This window comes from Desulfosporosinus meridiei DSM 13257 (assembly GCF_000231385.2).
Taxonomy (GTDB): Bacteria; Bacillota; Desulfitobacteriia; order Desulfitobacteriales; family Desulfitobacteriaceae; genus Desulfosporosinus; species Desulfosporosinus meridiei.
The window spans coordinates 747,393-771,080 of the sequence record NC_018515.1 but is presented as its reverse complement, the minus strand read 5'-3'; the positions used below and the strand labels follow the sequence as shown (position 1 = coordinate 771,080).

At 41.3% G+C, this 23,688-nt stretch carries 22 protein-coding genes and 1 riboswitch; of the genes, 3 read left to right on the top strand and 19 right to left on the bottom strand.

The genetic code is table 11. The features are described from left to right. Positions 1-6: 6 nt before the first annotated feature. A complete protein-coding gene (locus DESMER_RS03570) occupies positions 7-735 on the top strand; it encodes a DUF421 domain-containing protein (protein WP_014901696.1) in 729 nt (242 codons plus the stop codon). A gap of 131 nt (positions 736-866) precedes the next feature. Next, on the top strand, positions 867-1,187 hold the full coding sequence (locus DESMER_RS03565; protein ID WP_014901695.1) for a CC/Se motif family (seleno)protein: 321 nt from the start codon (positions 867-869) through the stop codon (positions 1,185-1,187). A gap of 61 nt (positions 1,188-1,248) precedes the next feature. Here the strand turns inward: DESMER_RS03565 and DESMER_RS03560 are convergent, their stop codons facing one another. The 15 genes from DESMER_RS03560 to DESMER_RS03490 form a co-directional block, all read right to left on the bottom strand. Next, positions 1,249-1,803, bottom strand: coding sequence for a manganese catalase family protein (locus DESMER_RS03560; RefSeq protein ID WP_014901694.1), 555 nt, complete (start codon positions 1,801-1,803; stop codon positions 1,249-1,251). A gap of 664 nt (positions 1,804-2,467) precedes the next feature. Continuing rightward, complete coding sequence (gene purD / locus DESMER_RS03555; protein WP_014901693.1) at positions 2,468-3,730, bottom strand: phosphoribosylamine--glycine ligase; 1,263 nt, start codon at positions 3,728-3,730, stop codon at positions 2,468-2,470. A gap of 76 nt (positions 3,731-3,806) precedes the next feature. After that, positions 3,807-5,351 carry a bifunctional phosphoribosylaminoimidazolecarboxamide formyltransferase/IMP cyclohydrolase gene (purH, locus tag DESMER_RS03550; RefSeq protein WP_014901692.1) on the bottom strand — a complete coding sequence of 515 codons (1,545 nt, stop codon included), beginning with the start codon at positions 5,349-5,351 and terminating at the stop codon, positions 3,807-3,809. Then, a complete protein-coding gene (gene purN / locus DESMER_RS03545; RefSeq protein ID WP_014901691.1) occupies positions 5,348-5,965 on the bottom strand; it encodes a phosphoribosylglycinamide formyltransferase in 618 nt (205 codons plus the stop codon). The genes purH and purN overlap by 4 nt, the downstream gene beginning before the upstream one ends. Then, positions 5,928-6,974: a phosphoribosylformylglycinamidine cyclo-ligase gene (purM, locus tag DESMER_RS03540; RefSeq protein ID WP_014901690.1), complete on the bottom strand. Its 1,047-nt coding sequence runs from the start codon at positions 6,972-6,974 to the stop codon at positions 5,928-5,930. Before purM ends, purN begins: the two co-directional genes overlap by 38 nt. Before the next feature lie 135 nt (positions 6,975-7,109). After that, on the bottom strand, positions 7,110-8,525 hold the full coding sequence (gene purF, locus DESMER_RS03535) for an amidophosphoribosyltransferase (protein ID WP_014901689.1): 1,416 nt from the start codon (positions 8,523-8,525) through the stop codon (positions 7,110-7,112). A 150-nt stretch (positions 8,526-8,675) separates the two neighbouring features. Next, positions 8,676-9,389, bottom strand: a complete 714-nt coding sequence (purC, locus tag DESMER_RS03530) for a phosphoribosylaminoimidazolesuccinocarboxamide synthase (RefSeq protein WP_014901688.1) — start codon at positions 9,387-9,389, stop codon at positions 8,676-8,678. Positions 9,390-9,489: 100 nt separating this feature from the next. Continuing rightward, positions 9,490-10,785: an adenylosuccinate lyase gene (gene purB / locus DESMER_RS03525; RefSeq protein WP_014901687.1), complete on the bottom strand. Its 1,296-nt coding sequence runs from the start codon at positions 10,783-10,785 to the stop codon at positions 9,490-9,492. Further along, positions 10,782-11,297 carry a 5-(carboxyamino)imidazole ribonucleotide mutase gene (purE, locus tag DESMER_RS03520; RefSeq protein WP_014901686.1) on the bottom strand — a complete coding sequence of 172 codons (516 nt, stop codon included), beginning with the start codon at positions 11,295-11,297 and terminating at the stop codon, positions 10,782-10,784. Before purE ends, purB begins: the two co-directional genes overlap by 4 nt. A 167-nt stretch (positions 11,298-11,464) precedes the next feature. Beyond that, positions 11,465-11,566, bottom strand: a riboswitch (purine riboswitch). A 276-nt stretch (positions 11,567-11,842) separates the two neighbouring features. After that, positions 11,843-12,679, bottom strand: a complete 837-nt coding sequence (locus DESMER_RS03515) for a 3'-5' exonuclease (RefSeq protein ID WP_014901685.1) — start codon at positions 12,677-12,679, stop codon at positions 11,843-11,845. A 273-nt stretch (positions 12,680-12,952) separates the two neighbouring features. After that, positions 12,953-13,123: an aspartyl-phosphate phosphatase Spo0E family protein gene (locus DESMER_RS03510; RefSeq protein WP_014901684.1), complete on the bottom strand. Its 171-nt coding sequence runs from the start codon at positions 13,121-13,123 to the stop codon at positions 12,953-12,955. 564 nt (positions 13,124-13,687) lie between these two features. Further along, on the bottom strand, positions 13,688-15,220 hold the full coding sequence (gene guaA, locus DESMER_RS03505) for a glutamine-hydrolyzing GMP synthase (protein WP_014901683.1): 1,533 nt from the start codon (positions 15,218-15,220) through the stop codon (positions 13,688-13,690). 35 nt (positions 15,221-15,255) lie between these two features. Next, a complete protein-coding gene (hpt, locus tag DESMER_RS03500; protein WP_014901682.1) occupies positions 15,256-15,798 on the bottom strand; it encodes a hypoxanthine phosphoribosyltransferase in 543 nt (180 codons plus the stop codon). Positions 15,799-16,021: 223 nt separating this feature from the next. After that, on the bottom strand, positions 16,022-16,684 hold the full coding sequence (locus DESMER_RS03495; RefSeq protein ID WP_014901681.1) for a cbb3-type cytochrome oxidase assembly protein: 663 nt from the start codon (positions 16,682-16,684) through the stop codon (positions 16,022-16,024). Positions 16,685-16,974: 290 nt separating this feature from the next. Then, on the bottom strand, positions 16,975-18,054 hold the full coding sequence (locus DESMER_RS03490) for a hypothetical protein (protein WP_014901680.1): 1,080 nt from the start codon (positions 18,052-18,054) through the stop codon (positions 16,975-16,977). A gap of 344 nt (positions 18,055-18,398) precedes the next feature. Between DESMER_RS03490 and DESMER_RS03485 the strand changes: the two genes are divergently transcribed. After that, positions 18,399-18,590, top strand: a complete 192-nt coding sequence (locus DESMER_RS03485; protein WP_014901679.1) for a hypothetical protein — start codon at positions 18,399-18,401, stop codon at positions 18,588-18,590. Between the two features lie 105 nt (positions 18,591-18,695). On the opposite strand, the gene DESMER_RS03480 is transcribed toward DESMER_RS03485, so the two are convergent. From DESMER_RS03480 to DESMER_RS03465, 4 genes are all read right to left on the bottom strand, one after another. Further along, complete coding sequence (locus DESMER_RS03480; RefSeq protein ID WP_014901678.1) at positions 18,696-20,282, bottom strand: IS1182 family transposase; 1,587 nt, start codon at positions 20,280-20,282, stop codon at positions 18,696-18,698. A gap of 217 nt (positions 20,283-20,499) precedes the next feature. Beyond that, the gene (gene groL, locus DESMER_RS03475) at positions 20,500-22,140 is read right to left on the bottom strand and encodes a chaperonin GroEL (protein WP_014901677.1); all 1,641 of its coding nucleotides are present in this window, start codon (positions 22,138-22,140) and stop codon (positions 20,500-20,502) included. Positions 22,141-22,174: 34 nt separating this feature from the next. After that, the gene (gene groES / locus DESMER_RS03470; protein WP_014901676.1) at positions 22,175-22,459 is read right to left on the bottom strand and encodes a co-chaperone GroES; all 285 of its coding nucleotides are present in this window, start codon (positions 22,457-22,459) and stop codon (positions 22,175-22,177) included. 289 nt (positions 22,460-22,748) lie between these two features. Beyond that, the gene (locus DESMER_RS03465; RefSeq protein ID WP_014901675.1) at positions 22,749-23,573 is read right to left on the bottom strand and encodes an NYN domain-containing protein; all 825 of its coding nucleotides are present in this window, start codon (positions 23,571-23,573) and stop codon (positions 22,749-22,751) included. Positions 23,574-23,688: the final 115 nt, after the last annotated feature.

The following is a 23,688-nucleotide window of genomic DNA, read 5'->3' as shown; positions in this document are numbered from 1 at the left end:
GAATTAATGGAATTAATCAAAGAGCTTCTCGTCGTAGTGGGACGGATCTTTACAATAATACCTTTACTTTTGATTGTTACTCTATATATGGGAAAGCGTGCTATAGGGGAACTTCCAGTTTTCGACTTTCTGGTTATTATTACTTTGGGAGCAATAACAGGTGCTGACCTAGCTGACCCCAGCATTTCTCACATACATACTGCAGTAGCAATTATTTTAATCGGTCTTTTTCAAAAGGTCATAACCAACTCAGCAATTAAGCATCGAAAATTTGGACACTTAATTACTTTTGAGCCTACAATTGTAATTCAAGACGGACAATTGATTATGAGCAACCTTAAAAAAATTCGATTTTCCATCGACAATATTCTGCAGATGCTTCGTGAGAAGGATGTCTTTAATATAAGTGATGTACAGATAGGCATTATAGAGGCAAACGGTAATTTATCTGTTTTAAAACATGCAAATAAAGATTTAGTTACCCTTGAAGATATGAATCTAACAAAAGTAGGCTCTTCTCTTTCCTACCCTATCATTATCGACGGTGAAATCTATGGAAATGTCTTAAAGAAGCTTGATCTTTCCGAAGACTGGCTAGAGCAACAATTAGCCACGCTGAACATTAAAACTCCCGCAGATATTTTCTTTGCCTCTGTAAATAATGATAACGAGCTTCACGTTTCTTTAAAAAGCTTTATGGAAGACAAACAAAATATTGTTCCCATCACAAACTAACTAGCCCTTAAGCATAATTACCCTAAGTTTCGTTGGAGTGCGATCTTATCTAAACTTGACCCTCAATCTCTTGCAAGCAAAGACAAAAATGATAGAATAAGGTATGGCAACGTCAAGGAGGTGAATCTACGTTGGATCCTAACCGTATAACAAGTAAGAATATGATTATTTACATTACACAAAACGCCTTAAAATTCCTCCAGAAAGCCAAAAAAAATAACCTTTACATAAAACGTCTGGTTGTCACACAATGTTGTATCCCCCTTTCTACTCCTCCTACTGTACGAAAAGGAAGTCCTAGAAAACCTGAAAACTACTACCAGTTTAATACAGAAGGGATTACTGTTTTCTATGATCGTGATCTAATTCACAAATCACACCTTACTATCGATACTGAAGGATTTGGTTTTTCCGAACGATTAATGATTTCTGATTGGATTATTAAATACTAAAGTCGGCTTTATCAGCCGACTTTTTTTCATCCTATTACTGAATCTATCTAAATTGAATATTTCATTTCAGAACTTGCAAACTCATTTTATAGTCGTAGATAAGCTCATTAAAATCCTCTGGAGTTCCGTTTTCCCGAACTAACCTTTGGGCCTTTTTCAATAAGTATTTATGTACATCTTCTCTGCCAATCAGAAACTTAATCATTTTCTTCATGTTTACATCATTAGTTAATTCCAAATGTTGCTTATATAAGCGAATCGCTCTTGTTTCTGCCTGTATATCCATTTGCAAAAGTTTATTGAGATCAAAACTCTGATCAATGTGCTTAATTTCCTTTAGAGCATCTTGAGCATTCAGCAAAGTTAATGGTGGCCCTCCTAATTTACTTACGGCTACCGAAATTAACTCCATATGCCCAAATTCTTCCGCAGTGATAATGCCTAACAACTCACGGATATGCCGGTTAGATATAAAAGATCTTTGGTGAAAGTATTGTAGGGCAGATGATAATTCACCATCTATACCTGAATAATGTTCTATGAGCAATTTGGCAAATGCCGGATCTTCTCGTTCAACATGAATCGGATAAAACAAACGCTTACTATAATTAAACATTCCCTTCTCACCTTCTTATTAAGAGTCCTGCCTTTATTATATGGAGATAGACTTGGCGAGGTCACACTTTCCTTAGGGTGTTCATACACTAATCTCGAGGAAGTGAAGACGAGTGTTGTTAAGTTGTCCTAATTGTCAGTGCCTGGATCACTTAAGTAAATGGATTCAGTATACGGCTCAAATCCTAAATATTAACATAATCCCGGCAGCAACAAGTCCAATTTATGTATGTCCAAAATGTTTTAATACCTCACCGAGTAGAATCTTACCTCGGATCAGCCATTAAGCAGCAGTTAAATCCATCACGACATATCTAAGAAAATCCCAGTAGCTATGACTAGCCCCAAGACAGTTGACCTTTGGGCAAAGAACAAGGATCTTACCTTCGTCAGGCAAGATCCTTGTTCTCTGTAATTTTTCCCTATAGTCAATGAACAGAAAAGATCTTCGGAAATCAAGTAATGAGAGGTTATAAATCCGAATAATAAAAAATCCCCTCCATTTCGATAGAGGGGAAAAGAAAGAAGGGGAGAAAAATGAGAAAGAATTTATATTAACCGCTAAAAAACGGATAATCATTGTCTACTGAGTTTAGTATAGATGATCACTGTTACATTACCATGAACTTTGTGTGAAGAATGTGTTAAACATAAAACTGGAAATTTTAGTTCAACCCTTTAACTCCAATATCTCTGCGAAAATGGGCTTTGGGGAAATCGATTTTATTAATCAGAGAATAAGCTTTTTCACGAGCCTCTTGCAAAGTTTTACCCTCCGATGTTATGCCCAAAACCCGGCCCCCATTACTTACAAGCTGGCCTTCATTAATTCCGGTTCCTGCATGGAAGACTACTACATCCGGATCACTCTCTTCAGGTAATCTGATTGGTATTCCTTTTGTGTAAGTTATTGGATAACCCTCCGCAGCCATTACAACACAAACTGCAACCTCTTCTTTCCAATTTAATTGAACCTTAGAGAGATTTGTTTCTGTACATGACCAAAGAATAGGCAGAAGATCTGATTTAAGTCGTTTCATTACAACTTGAGTTTCCGGATCCCCAAAACGAACGTTGTATTCCAGAAGTTTAGGCCCCTGCTTTGTTAACATGAGCCCTAAAAATAATACACCGACAAAAGGAGTTCCTTGCTCTTGCATAATCTTGAGAGATGGTAAAACAAGATCGTGCATAACTGTTGCTTCAAGTTCAGTCGTCCAGATTGGTGGTGGGCTATAAGTCCCCATACCTCCGGTGTTCAGTCCTAGGTCATTATCCAAGGCCCGTTTGTGATCCTGAACAGGAACCATCGGCAAAGCTGTGACTCCATCTGAAAAACATAGCAAACTTACTTCTTGCCCTTCTAGAAACTCCTCAACCAGCAGTTTTTTGCCGGCAGAACCAAAACTGCCATCCATTATTTCATCCACTGCTTGTAGAGCAGTTATCAAATCCATTGCCACTATAACTCCCTTGCCGGCGGCTAATCCATCCGCTTTTAAGACACAAGGGGCCCCAATGGTTTCGATATACTGTTTGGCCTGGATTGGATCTTCAAAAACTTGACACTGTGCTGTTGGGATATTAGCACTTTGCATAATCATCTTGGCAAAGGATTTACTGCCTTCCAACTGAGCGGCAGCCTTTGAGGGGCCAAAAATTCGCAGACCTGCCTCCTGAAAAGCATCTACGACGCCTATGCTCAAAGGATCCTCCGGACCAACAACCGTTAGATCAATTTTTTCATTAACTGCAAATTCCACCAGTGCCCCAATGTCTTGTGCGGAAATTGGAACATTCCAGTACTCAGTGCCGGCATTTCCCGGCGCTACATATAAACGTTCAAGTTCAGGGCTTTGGGCCAACTTCCAAGCCAGTGCATGTTCACGACCACCGCTGCCGATTATTAAAACCCGATGCTTCTTCACCTTTTCACCCCACTCATCATTTAGCAGAAACTATCGTTCCCAAAAAAGACTGAACTAAATCAGTTAAAAATGCTAACTAATGCTGAAAATGTCTGCGATGGGTAAAGACCATGATCATATTCAAACGATTTGCTGCTTCAATTACAGCCTCATCCCTAACAGATCCTCCAGGCTGAACAATTGCGCGAATCCCGGCACGGGCAGCCTCTTCAATAGAGTCCGGGAATGGAAAGAATGCATCCGAAGCTAAATAAGCTCCGTTGGCGGCATCTCCAGCTTGATCAAGTGCAATCTTAACGGAGCCCACCCGGTTCATCTGCCCGGCTCCAACTCCCAGAGTGCGCTTGTGATCAGCTACAACGATAGCATTTGACTTGACATGCTTGACAATGCGCCAGGCAAAATCAAGAGCGACCAAATCTTCTTCCGTAGGCTTTTGCTCTGTCACAAACTCCCATTCAGATACCGGAGTAGTCCCTCGATCAATCTCTTGGACAAGGTAACCGCCTTCAACACTTCTATAAACCCAACCGGACATGACTTTGCCCAATTCTCCTCTTCCTACCACAAAGAGTCGTAGATTTGTTTTAGAGCTAAGAATCTCTCGTGCTTCCGGACTAAAGTCAGGCGCGATTATAACCTCATAGAATCGCTCTTTAAGCGCTTCGGCACACGCTGTATCTACTACACGATTAAAAGCGATAATCCCACCAAAAGCAGAGATTGGGTCTGCGGCAAAGGCACTTTCATAAGCCTCAAGAGGGGTCTTGCCCATTGCCACTCCACAAGGGTTGGTATGTTTGATGATTGCAGCTGCACAAGTTTCAAATTCCCGCACGAGCTTCCAAGCAGCGTTCATATCGATCCAATTATTATAGGAAAGTTCTTTCCCTTGAAGTTGTTTTCCGTTGGCAAGTGTCCCTACCCCAGCCTCAGCATTGATATAGAAGGCAGCCTTTTGCTGTGGATTTTCGCCGTAACGAAGCTCTTGAACTTTTTGGGCAGTTATACGCAGTGTCTCCGGAAATGTATCCGGTGGTTCAAGTTGCCGCTCTAAATACCCGGCAATTAGACGATCATATTCGGCAGTATGGGAAAAGGCTTCAGCAGCCAGTCTCTTCCTCATACCGGCGGGAACTGTTCCTGCTTCTCGAAGCACACTTAATACTTCTTCATAAGATTCTGGATTTACGATAACTGTAACCCGTCCGTGATTCTTAGCTGCTGCGCGCACCATCGTTGGCCCACCAACATCAATGTTTTCTATAGCTTCTTCAAAACTAACTCCAGGCTTCGCTATAGTCTCCCGAAATGGATAAAGATTAACAACTACTAAATCAATATATTTGATTCCGTTTTTCTCCATTTGCTCCATGTGTTTGACACTATCGCGAGCTAAAATTCCCCCGTGAATTAACGGGTGGAGGGTCTTAACTCTGCCATCTAGAACTTCAGGAAATCCAGTGACCTCACTCACATATTTGACCGGAATATTAGCCTCATCTAATGCTTTATAAGTTCCTCCGGTAGATATTAACTCAAAGCCGATATCTACAAGTTCACGGGCAAAGGAAACAATACCCGTTTTGTCTGAAACGCTTATGATTGCTCTTCGCTTCATCTCAATTCCTCCTGTTGCAAAATCTGTACTCTTCGTCCAGACCGTTTAACTTGCCCTAAGGCTAGCAAGCGAACGGCTTCCGGATAGAGACGGTGTTCCACCGCTAAAATTCTCTGAGACAAGCTCTCTTCCGTATCCTCATGGAGCACGGGTACGGCTTCTTGTAAAATAATCGGACCACTATCCAAGCCTTCATCTACAAAGTGTACAGTACAGCCACTTACTTTAACCCCATATTCAAGCGCCTGACGTTGAGCATGCAGACCCGGAAAAGCAGGCAATAAGGAGGGATGGATATTAAGAATTGGAAAAGGAACTTCTCTCATAAACGAAGGACTAAGAACCCTCATATACCCAGCCAAGAGTAAAAGTTCTACCTCATTTTCACCCATCCAATTTAAGATATCTGCCTCTTGGGCTTGACGATGGAGGTACTGATTGATGGAAAAAACACGACTTGGGATTCCCGCCTCTTCAGCGCGCATAAGTGCGCCGGCCCCTGGAGAGTCCGATCCAACTGCCACAATCCGGATAGGCAGACTGCCACTTTGATAGGCTTTGATTAGTGCTTGAAGATTACTCCCTCGGCCCGATGCCAGTATTGCCGTCCTCATAAGCCACCCCTTCTCCCATTATGACACTCCCTAAAACAAAGCTTTTTTCACCCAATTCATCGAGTTTTTGTCGCACCAGACTCTCATCTTCCGCACGTACAACAAGTACAAAACCAACTCCCATATTGAACGTCCGATACATTTCTGTCCAGGCAACATCTCCTAAACGTTGAATCAGCGAAAAGATTGAAGGACGCTCCCATTTTGTAGTATCAATTTTAGCCCCTAGACCTGCCGGTAAAACCCGTGGAACGTTATCTGTTAACCCACCTCCAGTAATATGAGCCATTCCAAGTATCTCTACTCCAGAAAGAAGGGATAAAATTGATTTAACATAAATTCGGGTTGGGCGCAGTAAGGCATCCCCAAGAGATTCCCCTAACTCAGGGAATTTTTCATCTAAGGAATAGGGGGCAAAGATTTTTCGGGCTAGGGAGTACCCATTACTATGTAGACCGGAAGAAGGCAAACCGATAAGGATATCTCCTACTCGAATTTTTGAGCCGTCTATTAACTTATCTTCATTCACCACGCCCACTGAAAATCCTGCTATATCGTATTCATCTTCTGCATAGAAACCAGGCATTTCTGCAGTTTCTCCTCCAATTAAGGCACAACCTGCCATTTCACACCCTCGGGCAATCCCCTCAACAACCTGGGACAGCCTTTGCGGCTCGACTTTACCTACGGCTAGATAATCAAGAAAGTATAAAGGCTCCGCCCCTTGTACTAAGATATCATTGACGCACATAGCGACTGCATCTTGCCCAATCGTATCATGCCGATTCATTTGAAAAGCGAGGCGCAGCTTCGTACCTACTCCGTCGGTTCCTGAAACGAGGACTGGATTTGGGTATTTAGCCAAATCCAGTTTAAAAAGCCCGCCAAATCCGCCTAATCCGCCGAGAACCTCCGGCCGAAGAGTCCGAGCGACCGCCGGCTTTATACGTTCTACTACTTCATTCCCAGCTTCAATATCAACACCCGCATCTCGGTAAGAATATCCCAAGATTAATTCCTCCTACCCTTAATGTGTCAGAGCTTATAGCATTACCTATACTCTACCATAGTTAGTTAAATAATTAGTCCAAAGGACTTTCAGTCTTAGGATTAGTCTCTTAATCCCCGAGACTGGCCATTCCCTTCAGAATATGTTCTGAGATTCAAAGTTCTTTTTACCTCTGTTTAAGTTGGAAACGGGGATAGGATAGGACCCATTAAAACATGCCAAACAGACAGACTCTGTCCCTAAAGCGCGAAGCAAGCCCTCCTCAGATATATAGTGCAATGAATCGGCTCCAACATACTTTCGAATACCTTCAACATCTAATTTGTTGGCAATAAGCTTTTCCCGTTCTGCGGTGTCAATACCATAGAAGCAAGGGTAAGCAACCGGAGGAGAACTGATTAAAAAGTGTACCTCTTTGGCACCTGCGTTCTTAACCATTTCAACCAACTTGGAACTAGTGGTTCCTCGGACAATAGAATCATCGATCATTACAACTCGTTTATCTTTAAGCACGCTGGCATTGGCATTAAGCTTAAGACGAACTGCTACTTCTCTCATAGCCTGTGTGGGCTGGATAAATGTTCTGCCGACATAACGATTTTTAATAAGCCCCTCTCCAAAGGGTATTCCCAGGGCTGTGGCATATCCTAGAGCTGAAGCGGTGCCAGAGTCTGGAACTGCAATTACAAGATCCGCATCTATAGGACATTCACGTGCCAGTTCAATACCCATCTGCCGCCGACTTTCAGCAATATTCAACTGATCCATCGTACTATCAGGTCGAGCAAAATATATATATTCAAAGGCACAGGACGCCTGCTTAGTTATCATTAGGCCTCGGCGTGAGTGCAATCCTTCTTCATCGATTATTATAATTTCACCGGGTTCCACATCTCTCACAAACTCTGCCCCTATTGTATCCAGAGCACAACTTTCCGAAGCAAGGCAATACCGCCCCCCTAGACTTCCAATGCATAAAGGACGAACACCCAGCGAATCACGGATCCCAAAGAGTTTATCCTCGGCTAAAATAACCAAGGCATATGCTCCGCGTAGATCCATCATAGTCTTAACCAAAGCATCTTCCAAGGAATCCCGACGGTAGCGGGTTATAAGATTAATAATCACTTCACTATCAACCGTGGTTTGAAAGACTGCACCATTCTTACCCAGTTCTTCTCTGAGATCTGAGGCATTAGTCAAATTCCCGTTATGGGCTAATGCCATCATACCTTTTTGATAGTGAACCACTAAAGGTTGAGCATTGGCCAACAGACTTGATCCCGTCGTGGAATAACGTACATGGCCAATTGCCATTTTTCCCTTCAGACTATCCACTATTCTGTCAGAAAACACTTCCGATACCAGGCCCATTCCTTTATGCACGTTAATGCCCCGTCCGTTTGACACTGCGATTCCGGCACTTTCCTGCCCGCGGTGCTGTAAAGCGTAAAGCCCATAATAGGTAAGACGGGCAACCTCCTGATCAGGAGCATAGATTCCAAAGACTCCACATTCCTCTTTCGGTTTGTCCTCTCCAAATTCGAACATTTTCGGCCCCTCTCTCCTCCTTAGTTCGAGCATGCGGCGAGGCACCTTAGAGCATTGCCTAAGCGAGTACTTCACCGCGTTATTCCCAGGGATGAAACCACTTCCTAATTCAACTTAACTTATAAATCTTTATTTATCCCGTCCTTTAGGCTAAGCAAGAACGGCCTTTACTCGGCGGTAAACTTCCTGATACGCTTCTTCAACCTTTCCTAAATCACGACGGAAGCGATCCTTATCCAGCTTTTCCCGGGTTTCAATATCCCAATACCGACAGGTATCCGGGGAAATTTCATCTCCGAGATAGACTTTTCCATCGCGGAGCCCGAATTCAAGCTTAAAGTCAATTAACTCAATGCCTGCTTTTACCAGAATAGACTGTAGAATTGAGTTTACTTTTAAACCTAATGCTTGAATTTCTGTAGCAACATCCCTACTCGCCCAGCCCATTGCCTCAACATGGGATTCATTAACCAACGGATCCCCTAGGGCATCATCTTTGTAATATAACTCAACGACCGGATGTGGAAGCACGAAACCTTCCTCTACTCCTAAACGCTTTGACAAACTTCCGGCAACAATATTGCGAACAACTACTTCTAGAGGAATCATTTGTAAACGGTGAACAAGCATATCTCTATCACTCAACAAATTTACAAAGTGGGTTGGAATGCCTGCCTTTTCTAATTCTACAAAGAATAACGCAGATAGCTGGTTGTTAACTAACCCCTTGTCCAGGATTTGACCCTTTTTTTCACCGTTGAAGGCTGTTGCATCATCTTTATAGGCTACCCAGAAGTATTCATTTTGATCAGTATCATAAACCCGCTTAGCTTTTCCTTCATAACGCAATTCTAACTTTTCCATTCTAGTTACCCCTCTCTTAATCGCAGTCAATTAAATTCTAACCTTACTTCATCGTTGTGTGCTCGCTCTTTAACTCTATTTTTATTCTATCTTCGTTTGTCTAAAAAAGCTCTAAACGCTGGAAAATGTCGGCTACATGCTTGGTATGATACCCATAATCAAAGAGTTCGTTAATTTCCTTTTCATCTAAATATTCCCGTATCTTCGTGTCTTTACTGATTAGGTTCTGAAACTGCTCTTTAGTATTCCAGGCTTCCATAGCATTGGTTTGTACCAAAGCATAGGCTGCTTCGCGACTAATCCCTTTATCAACCAAGGCCAACATAACACGTTGGGAAAAAATCAGTCCACAACCCTTATCAATATTGACTTTCATTTGCTCCGGAAATACGTTCAGTCGATCTATCAGCTGAGTCATCTTATGGAGCATATAATCTAAGGCAATTGTGCTGTCCGGTAAAATCATACGTTCCGCTGAAGAATGAGAAATATCTCGCTCATGCCATAAGGCCACATTTTCCAGTGCTACTTGAGCATTAGCACGAATGACTCTTGCCATGCCACAAATACGCTCAGGAGTAATTGGGTTTTTCTTATGCGGCATTGCAGAAGAACCTTTCTGTCCTTTTCCAAAGGCCTCCTCTACTTCATGAACATCCGTTCTCTGTAAATTACGAAGTTCCGTTGCTATTTTATCTAGAGTACTTGCGATGCCAGCAAGGGTTGTCATAAAAAAGGCATGTCGATCACGTTGGATGATTTGTGTCGAAATCAAGGCCGGCTTGAGGTTAAGTGCCTGACAAACATGGGCTTCTACTTGTGGATCAACATTAGCGAATGTCCCTACTGCACCGGAGATTTTACCCACTCTGATTTCCTCTCGGGCAAAGGCTAAGCGCCGCTTCTGACGTCTGATTTCATCGTACCACAAAGCAAATTTTAACCCTAGAGTGATGGGTTCAGCATGAATTCCATGAGTACGGCCCATCATAAGTGTGTCCCGATGTTCAATGGCTCTACGACGCAGAACCGTTTCCAGCCCTTCAAGTTTTGTCAGCAAAATATCAGAAGCTTCAACTAATTGTAGAGAGAGCGCTGTATCAAGGATATCCGAAGAAGTTAGACCAAGATGAATATGTTTAGCTTCATCTCCCACGTGCTCTGCAACATTGGTTAAAAACGCCAAGACATCATGCTGAGTAACTTCCTCGATCTCTTGTACCCTTTCCCAAGAAAATGCAGCTTTCTTTCGAATGATATCAACCGCCTCATTCGGAATCTTCCCTAACTTAGCCCATCCTTCGCAAGCGGCAATCTCAATTTTCAGCCACAATTCAAGACGATGCTCATCTGTCCAAATCCCTCCCATTTCAGGAAGAGTATAGCGTTCAATCATATTACTATCCCCTTTATCCCTTGGCTTACCATCTTTTGTAATGCTTCATCCTTGACCTCAATGTCATTCATCATTTTCGCCCGGTATTTTTTTACCTTGTCATTTAAAGGTTTATCCTGAGAGGCTAGAATCTGGACAGCGAGCAAAGCAGCATTTTTGGCAGCACCAATACCAACCGTTGCAACGGGAATCCCAGGGGGCATCTGAACGATAGAGTAAAGGGCATCTATACCCTGCAGGGATCCGCTGCTTAGTGGGACACCTATTACCGGCAATGTAGTTGCTCCTGCAATAACCCCAGGCAAATGGGCGGCTAATCCTGCTGCAGCGATAATTATTTTTCCACCTTGAGCCTCAAAAGCTTTTACCCAGGCTACGGTTCTCTCCAATGTCCTGTGGGCAGAGGAAATCTTAGCTTCGAAATCAATTTCAAACTCACGGAGAACTTTTAACGCATCTTCCATAACTTTGTAATCCGAATCACTGCCCATAATAACCCCAACTCGGTTCATTTATTTCGCCTCTTTCATAGTATGTTTTCTAAAATTGCAAAAAAGCCCAGGCCTAAGGCAGATCCCCCCTTTTAAACAGAGTGAAACCTACCCGCCTGGGCTTTTATCCCTTCGGTGTAATTTGATCGCAATCAAACCTGTACCACTCGGACAATGCAAATCATAGCCCTAGGTACACTTTCGCTCATAGTCAGGTCATTTACGGCGGCCTGGTAGAAACTTGCGGACCATATCTCCGCGGATATATGAACTCCTTATGAAATTTTCTAAGTTCATTTTACAAGAAGGTTATCTATAGGTCAATAGAAATTCCGAACATTATTAAATATTTTTTAAGAAATGTTCGACATAGGTGATGGGCGTGAGATTAACAACCAACTCTATTTACCACATAAACTTATTTACAAACACATAATGCCACGGCTCTAGTAATGATGTTCAAATCATCACAAGCAGTGGCATTTTGGAGACATTTTCAACTTATATCCAATAGACTTTTTCAAGAAATGGAAGTTGTCTGAAATCAGTGTTTTTCCAACTCTCTTTCATGTATTTTGTGAGTCTGCTGACTCTTCTGCTTTATAGATCGAATCCTTGGAAGAAATCCTATACTCCCCATTACCATTTTGAGTGATCCTGGAAATATGGCGAACCGGCAGCTTACAATTATCACAGTAACTATGAGCAAAGTATTTTTTTGCTTTTGTCATTTCTCTAGTTTTTTGCAAGATCTTGTCACATTCAGGACAATGTATGCTCACTTTTGCTAATAAGGCTTTGAGCTCTCGGATCTTTTCCTCATTTTCTTTTTGTACCTTCCCCCAATCAATTATTGAATTAGAATCATCAAACACTTCCTTAAAAATTTCTGCTGTATAAAATGCATCGCTCAAAGCATCATGAAATGGGGAAGTTTTTTCAATCTTTAAGCTTTCAACAGCACTTTCCAAGCTTGGCTGCATTGCTAAACCTTCACGCTTCATATAGATTTGTTGGATATTTATGTATTTATCAAAAGACAGTGAATCTATGCCAAAAAACAAGCAATTATCTCTTAAACCCAGCATATCATCATGCCCCCAAGAACATAAAACCGGATCTTTATCAACCCAATCACTAAAGCTTTTAATTGCTTCATTAAAAGCTTTCCCTTTAATAACCATGTGTGAATTAATATTTGTTTTCTTCTTAACATAGGGATTAATTCTTTTATAAACTACAGGTCGAATAATTGAATTGAACTCCCCGATAGTCTCCAGATTTTCGTTTAGCTTTACTGCTCCAATCTGGATAATTTCACTTTTCAAAGAAGGATTTGCATAGTCTCCTTCGTTAAATTTGAAAAACATATTAAATTCAAGATCAAATACAATATAGTTCATTTTGCCCTCCTCTGCTAATCTATTATAATCCCTTTAAGAGATAAAAGCACTTAACTAGTTGTTATTTCCATAATATATCCAGTATTATTGCAATAAAAGTACAGCTACCATACTTATGAATTTTAAATAAACAAGCCCAGTTTATCTCAACATAAAATATTAAACCTCGCGCTAAGCCTAGACTTAAGAACATACGATCCTGATTGATAGCAAAAAAAAGACACCTGCAAGATTGGATTCTCTTGTGGTATCCCTTTGTAACTATATTCTTGTTTACCAAAAGCTTAATTGTTGATAAGAAACAACCCTTTGGTATTGATTAAGCAGCTTGTCTAATTGTTGACTAACCTCAACGACTTCACTATCAACAAGGTCACGAGTTAGTTCGAATTTATTGAGTTTCTGTCGTAATGCCTCAATTCTTTTCAAAAGTTTCTTTTCCACACGGATTCCTCCTGAAAATCTCTTCTCAAGAAGATTTTATTGCTTTAACGATGAATTAGCAAGAATAAATTATCCATTAATAGGTAATCATTTGTCGCAATATGGTATCTCTTCCACATTAATTCCATAATATCAGATACTAAGCTATAATCTATATTTTATGCCTGTCGAAACCCAGGCAAGAGAAGTTTAATGATGAATGTTGTGCTCTCAGGCCCGGTTTCCAGGCTAATTGTTCCTCCATGTCGATAATAGTGTTATGTTGGACACACGCTTAATTCAAGTCAACCCATCTCACCTGATAATTGAACAACCAAATACTTAAAGCACCCTCAGGGTGCTTAGTAACTTCATATGGTTATACTCACGTTTTGCCTTTTGACCATTTCTCTACTATTGCGTAGAATTTTTTGGAATCAATTGGTTTTGTTAGTGTCTTGTAAGCCGGCAACAACAAAACAGATGGCTATGATGACGCCAAAAACTGGCTGAAATCATAACCACCTGCCAAATACTTATACACCCATAAACCCTTGAAAATCTAGGGTTTATACCACATCTACCCTACTCCCACTCAATGGTTCCAGGGGGCTTAGATGTAATATCATAAACGACACGGTTAACACCTTTTACTTCGTTGACAATCCTTGAGGATATGTTATGCAGAAGCTCGTAAGGGAGTCTGGCCCAATCTGCCGTCATGGCATCCTCACTGGTCACTGCTCTGAAAATGATAGGATACTCGTAGGTCCGACCGTCTCCCATGACACCGACGCTTTTGATGGAAGGAAGCACAGCAAAGCTCTGCCATAAATCACGATACATTCCGGAACGACGAATCTCTTCTAGAATAACTGCATCTGCTTCACGCAAAATATCTAACTTTTCACGTGTTACTTCTCCAAGAATTCGGATTGCCAGACCAGGCCCGGGGAATGGTTGCCTCCAGACAATCTCCTCACTCATCCCTAATTCAATTCCTAACTCACGAACTTCATCTTTAAAAAGCATACGTAATGGCTCAATAAGTTCAAATTTCATGTCTTCCGGCAAGCCGCCAACGTTATGATGACTCTTAATTGTTTCAGCTGTATCCGTTCCACTTTCCACAATATCCGGATATAGTGTACCTTGAACCAAGAAATCTACTTGCCCCAACTTCGCTGCCTCGACTTCAAAAACACGAATAAACTCATTGCCAATAGCTTTACGTTTAGTTTCCGGGTCAGACACCCCTTCAAGCTTTTTCAGGAAACGCTCGTGGACATCTATAAAAACTAAGTTAAGCTTAAACTGCTCTGTAAAAATCTTTTTTACCTGTTCAGCTTCATTTTTCCGCATAAACCCGTGATCAACAAACACACAGGTTAGTTGATCGCCGACTGCACGATGTACTAAGGCTGCAGCTACAGAAGAGTCTACTCCACCACTCAAAGCACAAAGAACCCTTCCCTTTCCAACCTTAGCTCGTATCTCGGCAACCTGCAGCTCGATGAAAGATTCCATCGTCCAGTCTCCGGTACATTTACAAATATCAAAGAGAAACTTCTCCAACATCGTTTGTCCATCCGGGGTATGCTTAACTTCCGGATGAAACTGAACGCCATAGAAATGACGCTGTTCATTCATCATGGCTGCAACTGGAGTATGACTAGTATGAGCAGCAACACTAAAGCCTTCCGGTAAGGTTTGGACAGAATCTCCGTGGCTCATCCAACAAGGACGTTCTCCTCCCAAGTCCTGCCAAAGGTCTGTTGCCTTATCGACTGTAAGCATAGTTTTTCCATATTCTTTTACTTCGGGGTGTTCAACACTACCTCCTAATTGTACGGTCATTAACTGCATTCCGTAGCAGATCCCCAGTATGGGAATCCCTAGTGAATATATTTCTAAATCGACTGTAGGGGAATTCGGCTGATTGACACTTGCCGGTCCACCGGAAAAAATTATCCCCTTAGGCCGACGGGCCTTTATTTCATCGATAGGGGTTTTATATGAAATCATTTCAGAATATACATGTGCCTCTCGCACTCGGCGAGCTATTAATTGATTATATTGTCCTCCAAAATCCAATACCAAAATGACTTCTTCTGTCACGATTATTCATCACCATTCTTGTTTATTTAAATTAATTAAATTATCTCATAAGCTTCTTGTTTTAATACTCCTACATAAGGCAAATTGCGATATTCCTCATTAAAGTCCAAGCCATACCCTACTACAAATTCATCCGGAATTGAAAAGCCATTATAATCAGGGGTGACATCTGCCTGTCTGCGTGCAGCCTTGTCAAGAAGTGTAACCACTTTAACACTTAAAGGATTTCTTGCTTTAAGATTTGCTTTTAAGTATTTTAGGGTTAGTCCGGTATCAACAATATCTTCAATAATTAAAATATGGACATCGTCAACGCTTCGTTCTAAATCCTTAAGAATCCTTACTACTCCAGACGATTGAGTGGACGCGCCATAGCTTGATAATGCCATAAAGTCATAAGCCAACGGCAATTTAATCTCTCGAATAAGGTCCGACATAAAGGGCACTGCCCCTTTCAAAATCCCAAGAACTAAAAGTTTCTTACCTTCGTAATCTCTAGTAATTTCTGCCCCTAATTCTGCTACACGTTTTCCCAATTCTTCCCTTGATATCAGCACTTTCGCAATATATTCTTCCATTTAAGGCACCTCCACTATCCTATAAATTCAACAACTGAAAAACTCATGCCAAAACTATACCAGAGGCTTGCCCATTGTGCAAACGCTTTTATTGCTTTAAGGTTATTTTATTCAAAGAAAAAATACGATTTAAAGTTATTTAGGTTTTTGATCAGTCAAAAATATAGCAAGCAGTATGCTTATATATTTGCATACTGCTTGCTATTAAACTTAGAACTCCCTTTTAAATGTTAGGCGCCTGAATATCTATCTTCTTACCAATATCTTTAAACTCGAGTGTCATCGTCATGGGGTCGGACTTGGCTTTGTTTTTCGCTTCAATAGCCGCTTTGACTATTGTTTTATCTGATTTGCGAATGTAAAGCGTATACTGGAAATCTGTCCAAAATACCTCCATCATTTGATTCTGTACACTAGGTTTTAATTGGCATACCCATACTCTATCACCATTTACTTTCTCTTGACCTCTAAGCATCACCTCTCCAATTTCTTTCATCTGAAGCGAAGATAAGGGATTGAGCTCCGCCAGAAAGACTTCCTGGGCTGCAGGAGCGTTAGCAAAACGAACCCACTTTTTACTGAAAGGATCTTTACTATAGGTAGAATCACCAATTTTTATCATCTCTACCTCGCTCCCGACTAGCTGACCCATGATTCGAATGTTCCCACCGTCCTTCTCCCCTTGAATCTGAGTGAGTACGCGATCTTTCCCCTCGACCCATTGGTGCTGGGTTAAACTGTAGCGAAAAGAGGGCGCTGCGTTTAGTCGTTCTAAACCGTGCGTGACCATTTCGATGGGTTCTGGCTGCCAAAAAAAGCGTCCTAGAAATACCCCTATCAGCACGATGCTGATTCCGATGAGTAACCAAATTCCTCTTTTCTTCATCACATGCCCCCCTGGCGGAGTTCTTACCCTACTTATATGTGTACTTAGCTTGCCCTATTCCAACATAAGTACGAAGGGCATTCACATTTACAATACTGTACTATATTAATAAAAGTACCTAAGCCACAGAGAAGGACTTAAGTACTTTGGTAAGCTATCGAAAAAAAATGGCGACAATTCATCTCCCACCTACGCACTCACGAGCGTGAGCAAAGTGGCTTAGAGGTAGGAGCCTTCTTTTCATTCGTTAAATCCTATTGCATTATCAAATGTGGTGCAGCTTATGATTGTTATACGCTTAAGTCAACATGTTGAATCGTTCCTGCACTACCGTTTTCCCTAAGAAAAATTCCTGTTTTTTGAATTTGGGCATCAAGCTGGTTGCTGGTATTTTTTAAGGCAAAGCTCGTCTTTACATTTCCCAAATAGATAGCACCAATTCCCTTTTCGCCAAGAGCTAATAATTGATCATTACCGTCAGCGTCCTTTGTCCAGATACGCAGTTTTTCATAAATTGCATCATTCTCATCGATCCAGCCATTCTCGTCTAAATCATAATTAGCTAGATCAGAAAACCCATCCCCGCTGTTGGGCCCAAAAAGCTCCTTGCCATCGTTGATAATTCCGTCCTGATTAAGGTCTAAGGCTAAAAACCCACTGCCAGGTCCGACGAAGGATATTTGATCCAATGCTCCATCGGCATCAATATCAAAGGCATATTTTTTCTGTGTAACCGATGCGCTAGCTGAACCATAGTTGATAACTAGCGGGTCAATTAAGGCATCACCTGCACGTACTCTGATATCATTCTTAGACATAAACTCTCGGCTAAGGTTTAATTGCAGATCTAGTTTGATTTCTTTGCCATCTTCAGTTTTTACCGCTGCATGTGCACTAAAGGATGTGCTTTCCCCCTCATAATGGGTGTTGCTTTTGTTATAAATAAGCCCCCACCCTACGCTCTGCGGCAGCTGTAAGCGCTGGATTGTAATAACCTTTGGGTCTTGGATGTTCAGGAATAGATCGGGATCCTTAAGCTCAACCTTTTGGGGTATCGCAAACTTAATCCTTTTGCCTGTTAAGGCTTTAAATAACCTTTGGATAAGCTCAATCCTTCGTTTATCCGACTCGCTAAGCTGAAAAAGCGAATCTACTTCACTATGGGATTTGCTCACCTCAGTTTCCTCAGACATCTGAAGATATTTAGCCTGTTCGGATATTTCTACCGTATCGCTCTCCAGCTTGGTAAAGTCAACTTGGTTAAAAGTATTCCCTCTGGTGCCCCATGTTTTAAGGGACTCTAGACTCACAGTTGCTTCAGAATAACTATGCTGGCTGCTCATAGCTACATCCGAGCTTGCAATTCTCATAAACTCACCTCCTGCCAATTAATCGTTAAAGTCTAAACTGCCATTTTAGTTCTTATCGGCACATAAATGCTGCGAATTTATAGTAAATAATAATGTTTTGTTACTTTCGACACAACATATCATGTAAGCAGAATTATCGACATCTCCTATCAATTAAACCAAATTTATTAATGATTGTATTCAGAACATAACATGTAACCCTTGGTCAACAAGTTTATACTAAGTGTTGATTTTCATTATTCAGACACATCGAAGTCAATTAGTTACCATAAAACGTCAGACATTATTCCTTAAATTCAGGAAATACTGGTGTTTAAAGCTGTATATTTAAGGAGGTGTTATTATTGAGCCACAAGGACCAAGCAACAAGAGAGGCTTTAGCAAGTGAATTAGGAGAACTTAAATCCAAATACTCCCAATTGGAAAAGGCATATACCGAGTTAAGGAACCAGACTTTTCAGCCACAAATGAAAATTGAAGATACAGTTTACCGGGAGGCAAGTATAGCGGCTTTGAGCGAACTAGGGCATTCTTGATGATGAGAATAGTTGTTACAATGACCGAAAGGGGGCGTGTTGAAACTTTAGTTTCTCACGCCCCTTAATAAGTTTCGAATAGGGAAGGCTAAACTGGCTGACCGTCTATCCCAAGACGACAGCCAGTTTTCTCATGTTATGGGCAATACAATGTAATCCCCACTCCAGCTTGACCTTTTCCAATCCTTTAAGGATAAATCGTCGCACACCAAAATTGCCTTTGATATCTCCAAAGACACTTTCCACCTCTATAGGTCTTAAACTGCGCATTTTTAGCCCGTATTCGCTCGTCAGATTAGCCCGTGCCTCTGCTTTTAGTTCATTGCCTTTAGGGTTAATGTAGATCTGCTTCTTGAAATCCGGATTATTACTTTGTTTGATACAACGTTTGAGGTATGGACAATCTTGACAATCATCACTTTGATAGACTCGAATGGTACTTCGGTAACCCCTCTTGCTTTTCTGAGTTTTTATGTACTTGAATCTTAGAACTCTCCTAAACCCGCACGTGTATTCATCCTTCTGTTTATCATATAGCCAATTTTGAACCAGGGTCGGATCAGGTTTCCCCTTGGCTGTTGCTTCCTTATGAAAAGTATTATATTTGACATAGTTCCCAAGGTTCTCTTGAGCTAGATATTCGTAATTCTCTTCACTGCCATACCCCGCATCGGCAACGATGTTGGCCGGAAGCTTACCCCCTAGGTTTTTCTTCAACTCTTCCAGGTGTTCTTTCAGGCAACTGGTATCGCCCGCCGATTGATGGATGGAGTATCCTACGACAAATTGATTTTCTGTTCCTATTTGGACATTGTAACCTGGCTTCAGTTGCCCGTTTTTCATGGCATCCTCTTTCATACGCATGAAGGTTGCGTCTGTATCCGTTTTTGAGTAACTATTGCGCTCTGCCAGCAGTTCCTCTTGTTTTTCGTATTTCTTCATACGAGGTAAGTAATCTTTCAGCAAGACTCTTTTAACTTTAATAAATTTCTTTTCCTTTGGGTTTTGGGTTAATCGTTCGTCGATCTTTTTAACCGCTTCTTCTATAGCCTGGGAGTCAATCGGTTTTTCTTCTCCTAGTTCTTCTAGGTTCCGGTCCCCATACTCTTCATTTTCTTTCTGATTGGCCAAATCCACAAATTCAAAGAGTTCTCGGCACTTTTCCCGCAACTTTTCTTTGTAGCGCTTGGTCGATTTTCCCCAGACCCAGCTGTACTTATTAGCATTAGCTTCTATTTTTGTCCCGTCTAAGAAGTAATTTTCCAGCTTGATATAGCCTTGTTTATGTAAAAGTTCAACAACCTCACTAAAAATCTCAACCAACACATCTTTCATACGTTCGCCCCGGAAGCTGTTGATGGTTTTAAAATCCGGACTATTTCCTCCGCACAACCACATATACATGATGTTTTCGCGGGCTGCCTTTTCTATGCGGCGGCTAGAAAACGTTTTATCGGCATAGGCATAAACGATCAGTTTGGTCATCATGACGGGATGATAACTCGAACGTCCACCTCCAGGATATTTAGCTAAAAGAGGTTCTAGATTCATTTGATCGAGAGCAGAGTTTACCACTCTGACCATATGATTGGGAGGAATAAGACATTCCAAATCTATTGGTAAGCTCAGTTGATTCTGATTGTACTCTTTGAAAACAACTTGGTTATGTACTTTCTTACCCGGTTTTGACAAGGGAAAACACCTGCCTCATTCGTACTTTCCTTGTCTTAATTATACCATTTTTCTTTCAAATACGCGGAAAAACCGCCGAAATCTAATGATTTCTAGCGGTTTCTCTCGGCTGTGTTTTCACACAGCCCCTATTTTCGATTCAAATGTGGTCAAAAACATGAGCATTCTTAGGTGCAGATACAGTAGACTAGCTGATACCAAGGGTTTCAGGCCAATCTTACATCATGCCGCCCATGCCACCCATTCCACCCATGCCACCAGGCATAGCACCTGCTCCGCCATCTTTTGAAGGCAGGTCAGAGACTAAGCATTCAGTGGTCAAGAGCATTGCAGCAATCGAACCGGCATTTTGCAGAGCTGAACGGGTAACTTTAGCCGGATCAACAATACCGGCAGCAATCATATCTTCATAGACTTCTGTTACAGCATTGAAGCCGATTCCTCTTGTACCGGATTCGCGAACCTTTCCAACAACAACGGAACCTTCATGTCCGGCGTTATTGGCGATTTGACGAAGGGGCTCTTCGAGAGCACGACGAACAATACTTACACCAGTTGCTTCGTCCCCAGTTAAGCTGAGTTTATCCAAAGCCTGGATTGCATCAATCAGAGTAGTACCTCCACCGGATACAATACCTTCTTCAACAGCAGCACGAGTAGCAGCTAAAGCATCTTCAATGCGGAGTTTCTTCTCCTTCATTTCAGTTTCAGTAGCAGCACCAACTTGGATAACTGCAACCCCACCTGCTAATTTTGCTAAGCGCTCTTGGAGCTTTTCACGATCGAAGTCAGAAGTTGTCTCATCGATCTGACGTTTAATAGCTTCTACGCGCTTCTTGATGTCTTCGGGGTTTCCCGATCCTTCAACAAGTGTAGTTTCCTCTTTGGTTACGCGGACTTGGCGTGAACGTCCGAGCATTTCAAGAGTCGTGTTTTCTAATTTAAGACCTAAGTCTTCAGTGATAACAGTTCCACCTGTTAGAACTGCGATATCTTCGAGCATCGCTTTACGGCGATCACCAAAGCCAGGAGCTTTAACACCAACGCAAACAAAGGTTCCGCGAAGTTTGTTAACTACGAGAGTAGCCAGAGCTTCTCCGTCGATATCTTCAGCGATTATCATTAGTTGGCGGCCAGCTTGAACTACCTTTTCAAGGACAGGTAAAACGTCTTGAATTGCACTGATTTTCTTATCAGTGATTAAAATGAAAGGATCATTGAGTACAGCTTCCATTTTTTCTGTGTCTGTAATCATATAAGCGGAAATATAACCGCGATCAAACTGCATTCCTTCAACAACTTCAAGCTCAGTGGTCATCCCTTTTGCTTCTTCAACAGTGATAACGCCGTCTTTTCCAACTTTTTCCATAGCTTGAGCAATCAGATCACCAATGGTTTTATCACTAGCGGAGATAGAGGCAACTTGAGCAATAGCTTCACTTGTTTCTACGAGTTTAGCATTAGCTTTGATGTCAGCCACAACAACTTCAACTGCTTGTTCAATTCCACGTTTAATGCCCATTGGGTTAGCACCTGCTGCAACATTCTTAAGGCCTTCACGAATAATAGCTTGGGCCAAAACTGTAGCTGTTGTTGTACCGTCTCCGGCAACATCATTGGTTTTAGTAGCAACTTCTTTGACAAGCTGAGCTCCCATATTTTCAAATGGATCTTCTAACTCAATGTCACGTGCAATGGTAACCCCATCATTAGTGATCAGGGGAGATCCGAACTTCTTATCGAGAACGACATTACGTCCTTTGGGTCCTAAAGTTACGCGAACAGCTTCAGCTAGAGCATTAACACCGCGTTCTAAAGCATGACGAGCGTCTTGATTAAAAATAATTTGCTTTGCCAACGTATATTCACTCCTTAAAAATTTTCTTATTCAATTAACCAAGAATGGCTAAAATATCGTTTTCTTTGAGGATTAAGTATTCTTCACCGTCATATTTGACTTCGGTTCCAGCATATTTTGAATAAATTACGCGGTCACCCACTTTGACCTCTAAAGCAATGCGTTCTCCTTTTTCTACTTTTCCAGGTCCAACAGCGACAATTTCACCCTCTTGTGGTTTTTCCTTAGCGGTGTCCGGCATAATGATACCGCTCTTTGTTTTTTCTTCCATCGGGAGTGCTTTAATAATTACCCGATCTGCTAGAGGTTTAATGTTCATGAAGAAAAGTCCCTCCTATTTTTTGTATTTTTTTATTAAATACTTGTTAGCACTCGACTCTATTGAGTGCTAACAATATATCTATAATAATATGCAAGGGGGTGCGGGAAAGCAACCCCCCTAATGCCGAAAAAATATGGATTTATACTCAATTCTCTCTAAAATCCTTATAATTTCTTTCGTTTTCATGCACTTGTTAATTTAAAGTGCTCAACCCCTCTCCCCTTGCGCATCTCCGTATTGTCTACCCACTATAATTGCCAGATTCAGAACCTTCTATGCATGAATTTTATTCTAAACTTAATTTTAATTGTCTCTCTGATACATTTTCATAAAGATCGCCTAATACCTCCTGAACCATTGGTTTTTTCAGATTAAGCAGGTAAATTTTAGTTTTGCCTATCCTCAAGTTTGGATCAGGGTGCTCTTTTTCTCTGAGAATATCTTCTTTAAGCATATAGCGGATAAACTCTTTCACTTGTGAGATTGAACGTCCAAGAAGTTCTGTCAATGCTGATCTGGCTTTTGTTGATGCTACGTAGGGTAACCGAGTTTGAAGTGTTCCAAGGATCTGAATTCCTTGTTCCAAATCTTGTTCAGGTTGGTACTCCGGTTCATGTTTCTCTTGCAAAATCCACTGTAAAAGGTCATCTTCTTCACAATAGGGCTGCAAAGCATGATGAACACTTCCAGAAACCCCAATCACTTTAACATCTTTACCCCAGGCTCTGATTTTCCTTAGTAATGAAAGAAAGTCTCCATCTCCTGTCAGTAATAAAAACATATCGAACGTGGAAGCTCTTGTCAGCAAGATTTCTTGTGCTTCAAGCATTAGCTCCAGATCTGCCGCATTACGGCGAATTTCAGTACTTGAATAATTATTTTTCCCATAAACATGCCTTGTAAAAACATTGGTTTTCTCAAAGCTTGTTTGGGTTCTCCAAAATTCTTCACGATCAAAGTTAGCGTATAGATAAATTGCCATTAAATAAATATCATTACGATCTGTATAAAGTTGTAAGAACTGAACTAACTGTTCCGGTGATAAGTCATACCCTCGGTCTAATAGACTAGTCCATATATTCTCATAATCCACAAAAGCTATGGCTTTCAAAATTGATCACCTCACCAGCCACTTTCTCCTATACTCTACTTTACGTAAATCCTTGGACAGACGTGACAAGCTTTGGTATCAATCCTAGTTGTTAGCAAAATCCTAAAAAGTCTAG